The sequence below is a fragment of the Paraburkholderia mimosarum LMG 23256 = NBRC 106338 genome (assembly GCF_000739815.1).
GTDB lineage: Bacteria > Pseudomonadota > Gammaproteobacteria > Burkholderiales > Burkholderiaceae > Paraburkholderia > Paraburkholderia mimosarum.
The window spans coordinates 1-14,839 of the sequence record NZ_BBJJ01000109.1 but is presented as its reverse complement, the minus strand read 5'-3'; the positions used below and the strand labels follow the sequence as shown (position 1 = coordinate 14,839).

At 62.2% G+C, this 14,839-nt stretch carries 11 protein-coding genes and 2 pseudogenes; 5 read left to right on the top strand and 8 right to left on the bottom strand.

The genetic code is table 11. The features are described from left to right. Positions 1-78 precede the first annotated feature (78 nt). Positions 79-537, bottom strand: a complete 459-nt coding sequence (locus BMI01S_RS41425) for a hypothetical protein (RefSeq protein WP_154671449.1) — start codon at positions 535-537, stop codon at positions 79-81. A gap of 268 nt (positions 538-805) precedes the next feature. On the opposite strand from BMI01S_RS41425, the pseudogene BMI01S_RS39835 reads away from it, so the two are divergent. The 3 genes and pseudogenes from BMI01S_RS39835 to BMI01S_RS33705 form a co-directional block, all read left to right on the top strand. Beyond that, a pseudogene (locus BMI01S_RS39835) lies at positions 806-1,042 on the top strand (DUF3597 family protein); the annotation flags it as partial. 514 nt (positions 1,043-1,556) lie between these two features. Beyond that, positions 1,557-2,000 carry a cupin domain-containing protein gene (locus BMI01S_RS33710; RefSeq protein WP_028213686.1) on the top strand — a complete coding sequence of 148 codons (444 nt, stop codon included), beginning with the start codon at positions 1,557-1,559 and terminating at the stop codon, positions 1,998-2,000. 236 nt (positions 2,001-2,236) lie between these two features. Next, positions 2,237-3,094 (top strand): MBL fold metallo-hydrolase, encoded by an 858-nt coding sequence (locus BMI01S_RS33705; RefSeq protein WP_028232678.1) that lies wholly within the window; start codon positions 2,237-2,239, stop codon positions 3,092-3,094. Positions 3,095-3,323: 229 nt separating this feature from the next. On the opposite strand, the gene pntB is transcribed toward BMI01S_RS33705, so the two are convergent. Beyond that, complete coding sequence (pntB, locus tag BMI01S_RS33700) at positions 3,324-4,739, bottom strand: Re/Si-specific NAD(P)(+) transhydrogenase subunit beta (protein ID WP_028232677.1); 1,416 nt, start codon at positions 4,737-4,739, stop codon at positions 3,324-3,326. A 13-nt stretch (positions 4,740-4,752) separates the two neighbouring features. Further along, a complete protein-coding gene (locus tag BMI01S_RS33695; protein WP_028232676.1) occupies positions 4,753-6,345 on the bottom strand; it encodes a Re/Si-specific NAD(P)(+) transhydrogenase subunit alpha in 1,593 nt (530 codons plus the stop codon). A gap of 687 nt (positions 6,346-7,032) precedes the next feature. Between BMI01S_RS33695 and BMI01S_RS43435 the strand changes: the two are divergent. Then, positions 7,033-7,252: pseudogene (locus tag BMI01S_RS43435) on the top strand (LysR family transcriptional regulator); the annotation flags it as partial. 58 nt (positions 7,253-7,310) lie between these two features. Here BMI01S_RS43435 and BMI01S_RS33690 read toward each other — a convergent pair. Beyond that, positions 7,311-7,733, bottom strand: coding sequence for an ACT domain-containing protein (locus BMI01S_RS33690; protein WP_028213691.1), 423 nt, complete (start codon positions 7,731-7,733; stop codon positions 7,311-7,313). A gap of 622 nt (positions 7,734-8,355) precedes the next feature. On the opposite strand from BMI01S_RS33690, the gene BMI01S_RS33685 reads away from it, so the two are divergent. Further along, the gene (locus tag BMI01S_RS33685) at positions 8,356-10,098 is read left to right on the top strand and encodes a tetratricopeptide repeat protein (protein WP_028232675.1); all 1,743 of its coding nucleotides are present in this window, start codon (positions 8,356-8,358) and stop codon (positions 10,096-10,098) included. A 273-nt stretch (positions 10,099-10,371) separates the two neighbouring features. On the opposite strand, the gene BMI01S_RS33680 is transcribed toward BMI01S_RS33685, so the two are convergent. The 4 genes from BMI01S_RS33680 to BMI01S_RS33665 all read right to left on the bottom strand — a co-directional run bounded on the left by BMI01S_RS33680 (position 10,372) and on the right by BMI01S_RS33665 (position 14,813). Continuing rightward, on the bottom strand, positions 10,372-11,346 hold the full coding sequence (locus BMI01S_RS33680) for an MBL fold metallo-hydrolase (protein WP_407669102.1): 975 nt from the start codon (positions 11,344-11,346) through the stop codon (positions 10,372-10,374). Next, on the bottom strand, positions 11,343-12,707 hold the full coding sequence (locus tag BMI01S_RS33675) for an MFS transporter (protein WP_028232674.1): 1,365 nt from the start codon (positions 12,705-12,707) through the stop codon (positions 11,343-11,345). The genes BMI01S_RS33680 and BMI01S_RS33675 overlap by 4 nt, the downstream gene beginning before the upstream one ends. A gap of 61 nt (positions 12,708-12,768) precedes the next feature. Then, a complete protein-coding gene (locus tag BMI01S_RS33670; RefSeq protein ID WP_028232673.1) occupies positions 12,769-13,785 on the bottom strand; it encodes a succinylglutamate desuccinylase/aspartoacylase family protein in 1,017 nt (338 codons plus the stop codon). A 152-nt stretch (positions 13,786-13,937) separates the two neighbouring features. Then, positions 13,938-14,813, bottom strand: coding sequence for a LysR family transcriptional regulator (locus tag BMI01S_RS33665; protein WP_028232672.1), 876 nt, complete (start codon positions 14,811-14,813; stop codon positions 13,938-13,940). Positions 14,814-14,839 lie beyond the last annotated feature (26 nt).

Genomic DNA, 14,839 nt, shown 5'->3' with positions numbered 1-14,839 from the left:
CGTATAAACGGATACCGCACCACTCCGAATACTGCACCAAACAAGATGTGACCGGCATGAATTCATGCCAACGTTGACTCACGAAGCACCACTGGCCGCGAGCTTGACAAATAGCCTGGCTGCTTCGTTGCCATGCGACAAAGCGCGCAGTGCAAGGGAGAGTGCAAGTTGTGCGTCGTGAGAGACCGCGCTTCGATCCTGATCGAAGAGCTTGACGGCGTGGCGCATATGCTGCGCCGCCTGAGTGTGAAGCTCAACGGCCGCCGCATGATGTTTTGCCACGTCCGCGGCACTTACGGCCGAACCGGTCGATGGAAGCGCTATTGATGGCGTATTAGCGCTGTGCGCGCCAGCGTCGTGTGCCTGATCGATCGCATGCAACGTGTGACCATGGGCCATCATAGCCTGATGTGCGGCGTGGCCAAAGTCTCGTCCCTCCTCGAAAAGCCGTGACGCTTCGCGGTGGTGTCGCGCGGCGTGCTCGTGGTGTGACGCCGCAGCTTCAAGATGACCAATCTTGCTGTGCTTCGTGCTCATGCAGGCTCCTGTGTAACTTCAGGATTGACTCGGATAGCGACCGATTCGAAGACACAGTGGCGGGTCGCAACAAGATCCTAATCTACGCGCACTTGCGCCTCATGTGGCTTTTGCGTGGGCGGCGCCCGAGGGAAACCAGTGTGCGCCGGTAATTGCGTTACTGGTGTCGGAGCCAGCCGCCAACACCTGCTGCACAAACGCCATGACGCCTGCGAGAGTGCCCCTGCCCCCCGCGTTCGTTCTATGGTCACCATGTCCGTTGCACATGATGAAATTTGACATTACGCCCCATCCGCCCGATATCGTCAGCAAACTATTTGGCAAGGCGAAACCGGATCAGCCGTCTCCAGCAACCGAGCCCATACCGGATCCTGCTGCGCCCCAGGCCGCCGCGCCGGACGCACCACCGCCCACTGCACCGCTGGCCGATGTGGATATCGCGGCAGTCATGGATCAGCTAGTCAGCGAAAGCGGGGAAACGCTCAACTGGCGCACGTCCATAGTTTTGAACGCTGATCCCTCGTGTCGGATGGCGTTGCATGCAAGGCGCCCATCCGAGGGGAGCCGAAAGGAGACAGTATTACCCCAGAGGATTCAGCGAAACTGAACTGCTGTTCGACTATCGCAGCTCAGTCTTTGCGAGCAAAGTGGGCCAGCTTGCCGGCAACCACTTCTTTTACGTTGCTCGAAGCCCGTGAGCATCTTGAGGCGTTCGACAAACTCGTGCTGTGGGAGAGCGCGCCGGAAATCGAATTCTCTCTGGTGGACGACTAACGGTTCATCGATGAAGCCGTGAGCCACGTCCCCCTCGTCGCATTCTTGCCTTGCGTACGCCAGGCCATATACTCGTGAGTAAGCCCTCCTACCCTGTAGCAGCGCCCGGCCTGCGCCCTGCGTCGACACCCACCAGGGAGCGGTGTTCGGACCCACCGTCATTCCTCTCACAATTGTGAGCCGTTGCGGCTGACGGCGTTGCCCTTACGCACGCGACGGCTCGACCATCGAAGGAGACCACAGCCATGAATCCGCAACCGTTTGTGGTGAAGCCGGGCGACTACCCCCGTGCTCTGAACGTTCTTGGCGAAGGGATCACCGTACTGGCATCGCGTGAGGCCACGCAGGGCTACGAAATTTTCCTCCAGCAAGGCCCGGAAGGTAGTGGCCCGCCGCCCCATAGTCATGACTGGGATGAGTCGTTCTATGTCATCAAGGGTAGTGTCGAGATCAGTTGCAACGGAAGGACTACGACTGCGACGCCGGGCACGCTCGTTCATGTACCGGCTGGCGCGGTTCACAGTTTCACGATGGGCGCAGACGGTTGCGAGATGCTTTCGGTTACGGGACACACGGGCACGGCGTCGTCGCTTTTCACGATGATAGATGCGGAAGTCCCCCCAGGGCCGCCGGATATTCCGAAGCTGCTGGAGATTGCCGGGAAGTGCAATGTGCACGTTGGGGAATGAGGGAACGCCGCGGACCCCGATGGACTGCAGTACTTTTTCAGAAACCGGGCTGGTCGCTGCAACCCTGTTGCTTTTGTCAGGGCTGGAAAGTGTCGCTGAGCTCGGCGCGCGCAACTGGTGGTTGAGGATTTAGACCGCCGGCACTGACCGGCTGCTGGGCGTCAGCGGAGGGTGCCTGAAAGTTCTATCATGGTGACCAGTGAGGTCGCCATGACTTATCGGAACCCGAGCGTCGAATGAAGCCGCTGCGCAATACCGACTCCGCCCCAGGGCAGTGGTACATCGACACAGCCTGCATCAATTGCGGTGCATCGCGTCACGTCGCGCCTGGGCTGATTGTCGAACGAAACGACAAGAGTGTTTTCGTTCGGCAGCCCGGCACGCCGGAAGAGCAGCTTGCTGCCTGGCGTGCGGTGCTCGTATGTCCGACAGCATCGGTACGCAGCGAAACGAAGCAGCCCCGCCCGAACGCCACGATCTTTCCGCAGCAGATCACGTCGGGTGTGTGGCGCTGCGGATTCAACTCGCGGTCATCGTTTGGCGCACATTCTTATTTTGCCGCGCGTCAGGACGGCAATCTGCTGATCGACTCACCGCGCTATGCGGCGGAACTCGTGAAATGGTTTGACGCCGCCGGTGGCATTGCACACATCCTTTTGTCGCATCGTGACGACGTTGCAGACGCCGACAAATACGCACGTCAATTCGGCGCGCGCGTCTGGATTCACCGGGAGGACAGCTCGGCTGCCCCCTATGCTACGGATCTGCTCGACGACCGTTCCGCACCGGGCATTGCGGCCGGCGTCCGCGCTATCCCGATGCCCGGGCACACTCGGGGTAGCGTCGTATACCTCCTCGATGATCGCGTGCTCTTCACGGGTGATTCGCTCGCCTGGAGCCCACGCGAGCGCGACCTCGTCGCGTTCAGGGACGCGTGCTGGTACTCATGGTCGAAGCTCACCGAATCGCTCGGCAAGCTGGCCGCGTATCGTTTCGAATGGCTGCTTCCGGGTCACGGTTGGTTCACGCACTTGCCGGCCGGGGAAATGAGTACTCGCCTGCTAGCGTTGGTTGAGCGCATGCGAAATGATTGAAGTCGACGGAAACCCAGCGCGCACCTCGCACCGCACCACACATGACGCGTCTCGTCGAGCGCGAGCTCTGGGAGGTGGTGAAGACCTGCGTCGATAGCCTGCCGCGGCGTCGCAGTGCCATAGCCACTGCGGGCGCGCGAGCATGCTGCCGCAAGCGCAGGCCCGGCTGAGCGCCATGACCTGCTCCGACTCGCTTCGCTGTGCTTCGACGAGTCCCGCTCCGCCGCGTTCAGGCTTTCAACACCCCGAAGATCTCGCTCAACATCGCCTTCGCATCGCCGAATAACATGCGGTTGTTGTCCTTGTAGAAGAGCGGGTTGTCTACGCCGGCATAGCCCGAGGCCATGCTGCGCTTCATCACGATCGAGGTCCTGGCCTTCCAGACCTCCAGCACCGGCATGCCGGCGATCGGGCTCGCCGGGTCCTCTTGTGCCGCCGGATTCACGATGTCGTTCGCGCCGATGACAATCGAAACGTCCGCCTCGGCGAAGTCCGCGTTGATCTCGTCCATCTCGAGCACGATGTCATACGGCACCTTCGCTTCAGCCAGCAGCACGTTCATGTGGCCCGGCATGCGCCCCGCCACCGGATGAATAGCGAAGCGCACGTCAACGCCCTTCTCGCGCAGCACCCGGGTGAGCTCGTACACCGTGTGCTGGGCCTGCGCCACCGCCATGCCATAGCCGGGCACGATGATCACGCTCTTCGCGTCGCGCAGCAGCTCCGCGGTTTCGGCGGAACTCACCGCCACCACCTCGCCGGCCGGCTGCTGTGCGCCGCCGCCCGCCGGTGCCGACGCGCCGCTGCCGGCACCGAAGCCGCCGGCAATCACGCTGATGAAGTTGCGGTTCATCGCGCGGCACATGATGTACGACAGGATCGCGCCCGACGAGCCCACCAGCGCGCCGATCACGATCAGCAGGTCGTTGCCGAGCATGAAGCCTGTGGCAGCCGCCGCCCAGCCCGAGTAGCTGTTGAGCATCGACACCACGACGGGCATATCGGCGCCGCCGATCGCCATCACCATGTGCACACCGAACAGCAGAGAGATCACCGTCATCACGACGAGCGGCGTGATGCCATCCTGAATCGTCTCTGCATGCAGGAACGCCCTGCCGAACACGATCACCACCAGCAGCGCGGCAAGATTGAGCCAGTGGCGCGCCGGCAGCAGCAGCGGTTTGCCGCCGATCCTGCCCGACAGCTTGCCGAACGCAATGACCGAGCCCGCGAACGTTACTGCACCGATCAGGATACCGACGTAAATCTCGACCTCGTGGATAGCCTTCTCTGCGCCGGTGAACTGCACCGACGTATCGACGTAGCTGGCAAAGCCTACCAGGCAGGCCGCGAGACCCACGAGGCTGTGCATCAGCGCGACCAGTTCGGGCATCTGCGTCATCTGCACTTTCTTCGCGGCAAGGAGGCCCACCGCGCCGCCGCCGACCAGTGCAGCGACAACGTACGGAATGCCCGCAGCCGACACGCGCGGACCAAGCACCGTGGCCAGCACCGCGATGAGCATGCCGATCATGCCGAGCAGGTTGCCGCGGCGCGCGGTCTCGGGATTGGCCAGGCCGCCCAGGCTCAGGATGAAGAGAATCGCCGCGCCGATATAGGAAACGGTAGTCAGGTTGGAAGTCATTGTTGTCGTTCCCTCATTTGCGGAACATCGCCAGCATGCGTCGCGTCACTGCGAAGCCGCCGAACATGTTGACGGCCGTAAGTGCCAACGCGCCCACGGCGAGGCCCAGGATCAGCCCCGATGGCCGGTCGCCCACGGCGGACCCGTCCAGCGGCGGCGCGACCTGCACCAGCGCGCCGATGGCGATGATCGACGAGATCGCGTTGGTCACGCTCATCAGCGGCGTATGCAGCGACGGCGTGACGTTCCAGATCACCATGTAGCCGACGAAGCAGGCCAGCACGAACACCGTGAAGTGCGAGAGGAACGTGGCCGGTGCAAACAGCCCCACCATCAGGAAGGCCAGCGCGCCGATGCCGAACGCGATGGCCAGCGACTTCGCCGACATCGGCTCGCTGCTGCCGTGGCCCTTCTTCGGCGCGGCCGCCGCCGCGGCAGCCGCGGGCTGGGGTTTGGGCGCGGCGGCGGGCTGTTTGATGGGTGGCGGCGGCCAGGTAATGCTGCCTTCCTTGATGACCGTGAGGCCGCGGATGGCGTCGTCGTCGAAATCGACGTTGATCGTGCCGTCCTTCGTCTTGCACAGTTCCTCGACCACGCGCAGCAGGTTGTTGCCATACAACGTGGACGACTGCCTCGCCAGACGCGAAGCAAGATCGGTGTAGCCGACGATGGTCACGCCGTGGCGCACCACCGCCTCGCCGGGCACGGTCAGCTCGCAGTTGCCGCCCTGCTCCGCTGCCATATCGACGATCACGCTGCCCGGCTTCATCGACTGCACCATTTCGGCCGTGATGAGCTTCGGAGCCGGCTTGCCGGGAATCAACGCCGTGGTAATGATGATGTCCGCGTCCCTCGCCTGCTGAGCGTACATCGCGCGCTGCGCCTGCTGGAAGCCCTCGCTCATGACCTTGGCGTAGCCGCCGCCGCCCGAGCCTTCCTCCTCGTAGTCGACCTTGACGAATTCGCCCCCAAGGGACTTCACCTGATCGGCCACTTCGGCGCGCGTGTCGTTGGCGCGCACGATCGCGCCGAGACTGGCCGCGGTGCCGATGGCAGCCAGGCCGGCCACGCCCGCACCAGCAATGAAGACCTTGGCCGGCGGGACCTTGCCGGCGGCGGTGACCTGACCGTTCAGGAAACGGCCGAACGCATGGGCTGCCTCGATCACCGCACGGTAGCCGCTGATGCCGGCCATCGAGGTGAGCGCATCCATCTTCTGCGCGCGTGACAGCGTGCGCGGCAGCGAATCGATCGCCAGCACGGTGGCATGCCTCGCGGCCAACTGCTGCATCAGTTCGGGGTTCTGGGCAGGCCACACAAAGCCGATCAACGTGCTGCCCTCGTGCATCAGCGCGACTTCCTCGCTGCTCGGGGGGCGCACCTTGAAAACGATGTCACTGCGGCCCCAGAGTTCGGCGGCCGTTGCGACGACCTCGGCACCCGCAGCACGGTAATCACCATCGTCAAAGTTCGCACCTGCGCCGGCGCCGCTTTGCACGGCTACCGCGAACCCCAGCTTGATCAGTTTCTCGACCACCTCGGGCACGGTCGCAACGCGCCGCTCGCCGGTGGCTGTCTCCAGAGGAATGCCAATCAGTAATGTCATATCATCAATTGATGGTAGTGGCCGTCGCGAGGAACTCGGGCCTGCGCCTCAGGCTTTCTCGCAGTAGGGAGGAGCGAACAATGTCGATATGTAAAGTACTACTAATATTACGGGATCGTAGAATTGATCAGAGTGCCCATCAATGGCTCCATAAAAGACGAAAGTGTCCGAATGCCACAAGAGCCGCTCACGGACAATAAAACAGAACGCAGTCGGTGGTGCGATGCAACAATACCATTCTAAGGTCGAGTTGCCGTATGTCAATCGTTTGTTCGTGGGAGCCGCTTCATGTCTCATAAGCGCATCGGCAAACGCCTTGTCGGCTTTGACGTGCAGGCATTTACCAGGTATAAACCCGCACACAGGATGCGCCCTCGTCGCAAAGGCCAAAATTCGTATAACAACTGTTTGCAATGCAGCAAAAACGAGTTGCGATCCGTCTTTCTTCTCGCTTCGAAGGAAACGGCTTGGCTCGCCGTACCACGACCCACGAGGCGATGTGTGCGCCCGTGTTGCCGACTCGCGTCGGGGTGGTCGCAGTCGACCCGCTCAAACAATCAGGATCACGAATGATGAAGGTGACGCTATCTTGTCAGCCCAGTGGGGCGCAATGGTAATTCGGTGCAAGTTGGCATGCGCGAATTACCGCACCGTAGCGGCGGGCCATTCGGAGCGGTTTACATTCGCGACAAGCCATTCATCGCGTTTTCCGCGACGTGTTTATCCCGCGTCCTATGACCGATTGCTCGCCGCCTGCGCGGAGCGCAGTCTCACACTCGACATCCGGCAGGAGGCCAGCACCGAAACGGCGATCCTGTCGCTCGCGTCCGCGGCCATGGGAGCCGCAATCGTGAATGCCGCAAATCGCGATCGGCCGCGGGCGCGCGTGCGTTTCGTCGCTCTGCAGGGAGCGGAAATGACCAGAAGACTAAATCAGGCTGACCCCGCCGCGCCGCCTTATCGCTTCAGGCCCTTTGCAGGATATCAATCGCCTCTTCGGCATCGCCCAACGAGTCGACGGCGAGATAGGCAACGAACTGCGTGCCAAGTACAGCGGCCGAGACCCCGCGGAGGTTGATTCCCCCATCAGCCAACATCGAGGTAAGTTGTGCGATGACACCCAGCTGGTCCAGACCCATTACCCGGATCGAGTGAAGGCCAGGGGTGACGCTGAACCCCGCCTTTGTGGCGGCACGGATCGCACTGTCTCCCTCTATCGGAGCGACAAACACGACCCCCTTACCCGACGCCTCCGGCGCGCGGCGTGCCACGATGAACTGCAAGTCGACACCCGCATCCCGCAACACGCTTAATACCTTTGCAAGGCCGCCCGGTTTGTCGTCGATCGTAGCGGCCCAAACATCGACAAGTTCCACGCTCAGTTCCATGGCAGTTCCCCAGCCTCGGACCTCATTGAAAAAATCTACTTCACGAACGGCGCGCCGGCAAGGCCTGTCGGACTACGCGCCGGCCGGCAATCCGCGTCCGGCTTGCTGGCACTACGCATCTGTATCAAGATCAAGTCGACCTTCATGACAGACGATCCCGATTGCGAACCTGCTCCCGATCCCGACAAACTCAAGGGCCCTGGCGGCATGACTTTGCGGCAGATCCACGCACAGGTGCAGAAGTCCGTCCAGCGCGACCGCGAAGCGCAGTCTGCGCACAACTCGCAGACGCCGCCGCAAAGCCGGTGGCAGCGGTGGGTGCGCTATGTATGGGGTCCTGGCGGGCGGCCCTGGCTGCAGTTTGATGAAGGAAGCCGGCGGTATGAGAACAACTTTGCTGATCCACGCCACTCATCGAATGCAGTCGCTTATACGAAATCGACTCCGTCAAGGGCTTTGTCATCGCAAGGATCTCGAGGCGAGCGAAGTTGCTATGCGAGGTACTGCTTAAAATGGCTCAACCGTTCTCAATAGAATAAGCACACGCGATGGCATTGCGGAGTCCAAGGCGAATCAATGCGTCGCGCAAGCCTTACGAGTAACCCTGCAAAGCTGCCCGGAAATGAGTTCAGGCAAGATTCTGTGCGGCATCGCAATAGCCGCGCTGTCCACGGCGTGCGCCGCTGCGGGGGTGGCCGATGCGTGTTTGCCATCGTTCTCCGAGGTCGACGTCCAGAAGGGACTCGAAATCCGGACCCGCTGCACTATCTCCGCGCCAGCGCTCGCGCGTGTCACTGAACGCCTGAACCGCACGGTGAAGAGCGACGGGCTCTCCGCAGCACAACGTGTTGCGCTTGCGACAGCGGCCAACGTGATGCTGCACGCGGTCGTCTCGCAGGCAGATCACGGCGAACCCGGAAGCGCAGTCGCGTTCATCAACTTCGAGCTGATCCTCGAAGGCCTGGCGTCGCAGATCAGGACGCGCACCGATTTCGACACCAGAGCCGAAGCGTCGAAATGGAACACACGTTACGAAGATCTGCTGCGCAGATTGTCGATCACACGCAGTGCGGATCCCATCGAGCTGCAGCTCGGGGAAGCCGTGAGGCGCCTCGACCTGGATGAAGCATCTGCGCTACTCATGCGGCTAATTGCCAAAGCACCCGCAGCCGCCCAGCTATCAGCGGCGCTCAGCTACGAAGCGGCGGTCGTCGAACTGCTTCGCTTCATGCCATGGAACGCGCTGCCGTACCTGGAGAAGGCCCATGCGCTGCAACCCGACGACGTGGGCATTGCCACCGCATTCGCCGACACGCTGCTCGTTCAGCACGAGCCTGAGCGCGCGGAGCCGGTGTATCAGGCCCTGCTGATCCGTTATCGCACGCTTGCGCAACAGAAGCCCGCCATATGGCAGCCGTCCATCGCGCTCACCCTCGGCAAACTCGGCGGTCTGTATGTGATGCGGCAGCAGCACAAGGAAGCCGAAGACGCGTGGCTGCACGCGCTCGAAATCTACTGGGCGCTGGCGCAGATAAATCCTTCTGCATATAGTCCTGCAGTGGCTGACACCATCGACAGGCTCGCAACGTTGTATCGCGACACGCAACGTCTTCAGGATGCGACAGACGCGTGGCGCGAAGCCCTCGCCCTCGACCGCGCACTGGCCCGACAGGACCCGGCCATGTACCGGCCCGCGGTCGCGTCGACGCTCAACGATCTCGGCATTCTCTACAATGCAACACAGCGCACGCGCGATGCGGAACTCGCCTATCGCGAAGCGCTCGGCATCCAACGCGAACTTGCACACGACAATCCCGCGACCTGGCGTCCGGCGCTTGCGCGCACGCTGAACAACCTCGGCAACCTCTACAGCGCAAACGGGCGGCTGCCAGAAGCCGAACGCGCTTACCGGGATGCGCTGGAGATCCGCCAGCAACTCGCCCGCGAAAGCCCTGCGCTTTACCAGCCCGACGTCGCGCGTACTCTGGGTAATCTTGGCGTGCTGTACCGCCTCGAGCGGCAGCCGGCCAAAGCGGTTCAGGCGTATCAGAAAGCGCTGCAAATCGATCATACCCTCTCACGAAATATGCCTGCGACGTACCAGCCTGACGAGGCGCGGATACTGAACAATCTGGGCGTCCTCTACAGCCGCACGGGCAGGCCGCGCGAAGCGGAAGACGCGTGGCGCCGTGCGCTCGATCTGTACCGCAAACTCGCACAAGACGATCCGTCGGCCTGGCGGCAGGATGAAGCACGCACCTTGCGAAATCTCAGCGCGCTGCTAACCCACACGCAACGTTCGGCTGAAGCTGAAGAATTGAATCGCAAGGCGGACGAACTGATCGATTCGACAGGGGCGCAATAGAGCACGAGGCAAGCCGCCGAACGTAGCGGACCAGCGCTGACATCGATTGCGCACCGCAACGCCGAGCCTCGTTACCCGGACACCCCCGGATGCCTTTTGGGGCGCCAGATACCTATGTCTAGCAGTCCTGTCCACCGCCAGTTGTGTATGGACCACTGATCGGCGACGGCTATGGTCGTTGCCAGGGCGGCGGTTGCCACAGGGGCTGGGAACACCACCACTGGCACAACGGTTGGTGACGCGCAGACCGCTGCGTTGCGGGCGCCGCGCTCATCAAATGGCACACCCCCCAAGCCGCAACGTTTCGTTCCTCAAGCGCTTTTCATTTCGCGCCATCCAGGTAGTGCCATTCGAAGCCGCGTGGGCCTTCATGCACCGTACCGCAAGACGTTTCCGGAAAGTGCGCGGGGAACACGATGGCCCCAGTTGCCGCCGCATGGTCGAGTAGCGATTGTCTTGATGCTCGTGCCTGCGGCTGATCAAGGCAAAAAGTTGAATCCACTGAGGACGATAGACCTGCAGCGGACTATGCATGACGTCCCCAGAGAACAACGCCGTCTGTCCCTGCGAGCGAATTTCGATAGCCATGTGCCCAATGCTATGGCCCGGCGTCGGGAGAAAGCGAATGCCGTCGATGATCTCCTCCCCTTCATCGGACACGACGCGAGCCTGTTGGGCTTCGATCAGGGGGAGTATGCTGTCCTCGAATGCCATGCGCCGCGGTTGCCCTTCGGGCGTTTCAAAATAATCGCGTTCGCGCTTGCTGAAAACGTAGGTGGCGTTCGGAAACACGGGTGTCCAGCGGTCGTTTTGCCAATGCGTATTCCAGCCCACATGATCGACATGCAAGTGCGTGAGCAATACATGGTCGACTTGCTCGCGCCGGAAGCCAGCCGCTTCGAAGCGCTCAAGCACAGGGTTGTCGAGCTTGTCGAAAAGCGCGCTAAATGGCCGCGCCTTCCCGTTGCCGATTCCCGTATCGACGACGATAGTCAGGCCGTTGATTTCCACGACCCACAAATGCGTTTTCAGCGATACCCGTCGATTCGTCAGATCGAGGCTGGTGGTCGAACAGTGTTGTTCCAGGTCTTGGCCGCTTGCGGCATCCCAGTCGGGAAACAAGACATCGGGAGCGAGTGCAAAGGCCGTTTCGTCGACCCGGGTGATCCTTGCCTCGCCCACGAGATGGGTAGTGGAAGCGTCTTTCATGGCGATGTTGGATTGTCGTAAGTCATGGTAGTCCTTCACGCTACAGTCATCGTCTGCGCGACCGGCACGCGCCGCATGGCCAACAGGTAAAGCGCTGCACCGATCAGTGCAGCCACCCCGCCGGTCACGGCCAGCGCCACGCCCAGGCTGTTGTCGGTGTGCCCGAGGCGCTCGTTCAGGAAGCCGACGGCCAGAGGACCGACGCCTCCGCTGATCGCGTTGGTCATGAACACGAGCAAGGCCAGCGAGCGCCCACGCATGCGGTTCGGCACGGCGATCTGCAGCGGCACGGGCGCAAGACCCATCGCAATGCTCGCCGCGAACGCACAGGTACCATACAGCACGACCGCAACGCTGCTGTCGGCGACAAGCGGCATCGCAATCGCGGCCGGCACGAGCGCAGCAACCGCACCGCCGGAGAAGCCCAGCACTCTGCGCAAGGTACTTTCGTCGGTCACGCGCGTCGCGAGCATGCCCGCGCACGCGACACCGAGTGTCCCGCCGATCATGTAAGCCGGTGCGGCCAGCTGGCCCACCGTCTTCGGCGCGAGGTGAAAATGCCGCATCAGCAAAGTCGGAAACCATGCCGAGTGAGAGTAAAACACCGTGATCAACGCGACGTAAGCCGCGAAGTAGGCCAGACAGAAGCGATTACGCACGAACAGTTCGACGATGACATGCCGCAGGGACGGCATGGCGTCTTCCGCTTTTGTCGCATGATGCAGCGTCTCCAGGCGGACCGGTTCGCGAACCGAGAATGCCACCAGCGCTGCCAAGACGAGCCCGGGCAGTCCGACCGCGACGAACACCATTTGCCACGGTTCAAAGCCATGGGCCGCGAGCCAGGCACTATTGTCGCCATGGGCGGCGGACAACAGCATGCCGCCGCCGAACAACGCGACGCCGCCTCCCACATACGGCCCAAGCATGAAGACACTGCTCGCGCGCGCAACGCGCCGCGGTGGGAAGATGTCGCTGAAGATCGACAGTGCAGCCGGGCTCAGTCCCGCCTCGGCGATCGCGGTCCCGGCGCGGGCGATGAGCAGTTCGGAAAAACTCGAAGCGAATCCGCATGCCATCGTCGAGACAGCCCAGATCGCAATACAAGCGGCGATCAACCTGACGCGATTGGTTCGATCGACGAGCCGGGCGACGAAGACACCCGCTGTCGCGTAACACATCGTGAACGAAAGCCCCTGCAGCAAGCCGATTTGCGTATCGGTGAGCGAGAGCGACTGCTTGATCGGCTGCACGAGAATGCTGACGATCTGCCGATCCAGATACGAGAACGCGAAGCACGTGAAGAACAACAGCACGACGTAGACGGGGTATCGCACGGCGTCTGGAGCTGGCCGGGCTGCGTTTTCGTCCGGCTGGGTCAAAGTGGGATAAGCGCTCATACACTGTCTCCGGAGGATGAGTCGGTGAATCGTCAGTCGCAGTCGTTCTTTGGTTTTCTGCTCAGTTTGCATCGGCATCCGCGGCCAGCAATGCGAGGCAGTCGCCGGGTTCCACGCGCGCAAAAGTGCGGATGCACATGACGGTGGCGCCCGCGCGAAAGCGGATTTCCCGCGGCGCCTGCCAAGGCTGATGCGGATCGAAGAGACGTCCCGCGATCTGACCTTCGCGAACGCGATCGCCAAGCGCGAAAGCGGGTTCGAACACGCCCCCAATCGGCGAGTACACATAGTGGCGTGCGCCCTCCACACGCAGGAATCGTGTCTCGCCCGCAGGCGATGGACGCTCTTCAGGTGTCATGCCGAGCCGATGCAGGAGACGACGCAGTCCGCTCTCGACGATAGCGAGATTGGCAGCGTCGCACCCGGCGTGGCCGCCGAATTCGCCGCACAGGAAGAGCTTGCCGTGGCGTTCGGCGGCCGCCGCGAAAGTGCGATCCTCGCCGAGCAGATCCATGATCATCGTGTTCGGTGCCCCGAACGCACGCACGAGGTCGAGGTAGAAGTCACGCCGCTCGCCCTCGGCGGGCGGTGACGCGAGAAGCGTGGGAGCATGGTCGAACGACGCGCCGCCGGCGTGAAGATCGATCACGATATCACTGCGCGGAAGCAACTCCGTCTCGACGTAATGCGCGATCATCTCGGTCGGCTGCCCATTGCGCGCACCGGGGAAAAGCCGGTTCAGATTGCCGCGGTCGATCGGGGATGTGCGCGAGCCGTTGATGAAGGCTGGGAAATTCAGCGCTGGGATCACGATCAGGCGCCCGCGTATCGTCATCGACGGCAGCCGCTGCAATAGTTTGGCGAGCGCCACGGGGCCTTCGTATTCGTCGCCATGGTTACCGCCCGTGAGCAGAACCGTCGGACCTGTCCCCACGCCAGCGTTGAGTACGGCGAGCGGGATGGGTATGTGCCCGTAAGCCGAACGGTCGTGCGACCAGGGCAGTCTGAGCGTGCCGGTCTGAAAACCCGTGCGCTCAAAATCAACGTCAGTGGCGATAAGCGATGGAAGATTGGACATGGTGCGACCAGTAATGAGCGAGGCGGCGCCCCGTTGTCCTTACTATCGCCGACGATAGAGCGCCTGGCCAATGCCGTTTTCTGTTCGGGTGATGCCTTGAAGGCATCATCGTCTACGCTCTCGTCCATCGACCTGCCACGGCAAGGCGTCGCCTACCTGAGACGATCGACGAAACGAACCAGAGCGACGTTTGCTGCGTTCGCGGCGTAGCAGAATTCGAGTGGTAACGGCACCGACAGATCTTTCAGATCGACGAAGCGCACGCGTGCTGGGGGACGATCGCGATTGGCCGCGTTCACGATCGCGGCCCCCATGCCCGCGGACACGAGCGAAAGAATGGCGGTTTCGGTGCTGGCCTCCTGTCGGATGTCGAGCGTCAAGCCGCGCTCGGCGCAGGCGGACAGCAGACGGTCGTAGTACGCCGGGTAGACGCGTCGAGGAAAGGCGATAAATGGGATGTCCCGGAGGTCCGTCGTCGAAACGGCCTCCGCCTTGCCGAGCGGCCACGCGTCGGGCACGGCCAGCAGGACATTCTGTTCGAGCACGAGCACGCTCACGATGCCTTCGGGGAGCACACCGACCCGATAGCAGAAACCGCCGTCGAGCCGTCCCGCCGCAATCGCCTCGAGTTGTTCCGGCGTATTCATCGGCTGCAGTTCCAGCGCCACTTGCGGCACTGCCTGTTCGAATTCGCGCAACGCGCTCGAGACAAGGCCACTCCACGCTGCGTTTTCGACGAAACCGATACGCAACAGGCCGCGCGAGCCGGAGGCAATCTGGCGGGCCAGGCGATTGGCGGCATCGACGCGGGCCAGAATCTCCCGTGCTTCGGACAGGTAGGCCTCGCCCGCAGCCGTGAGCATCAAGCCACGCGGCGTGCGTTCGAACAGCGTCGCGCCAATGGCGTGTTCGAGGTCCTGAATTTGTCGGGATATCGCCGGCTGCGTCACGTGCAGTTGTTCGGAAGCCGAGCGCACACTGCGCAATTCTGCGACAGCAATGAAATAGCGGAGATGCCGGAGTTCCATGGCGATGTGGGACCAGGACGTTAGCA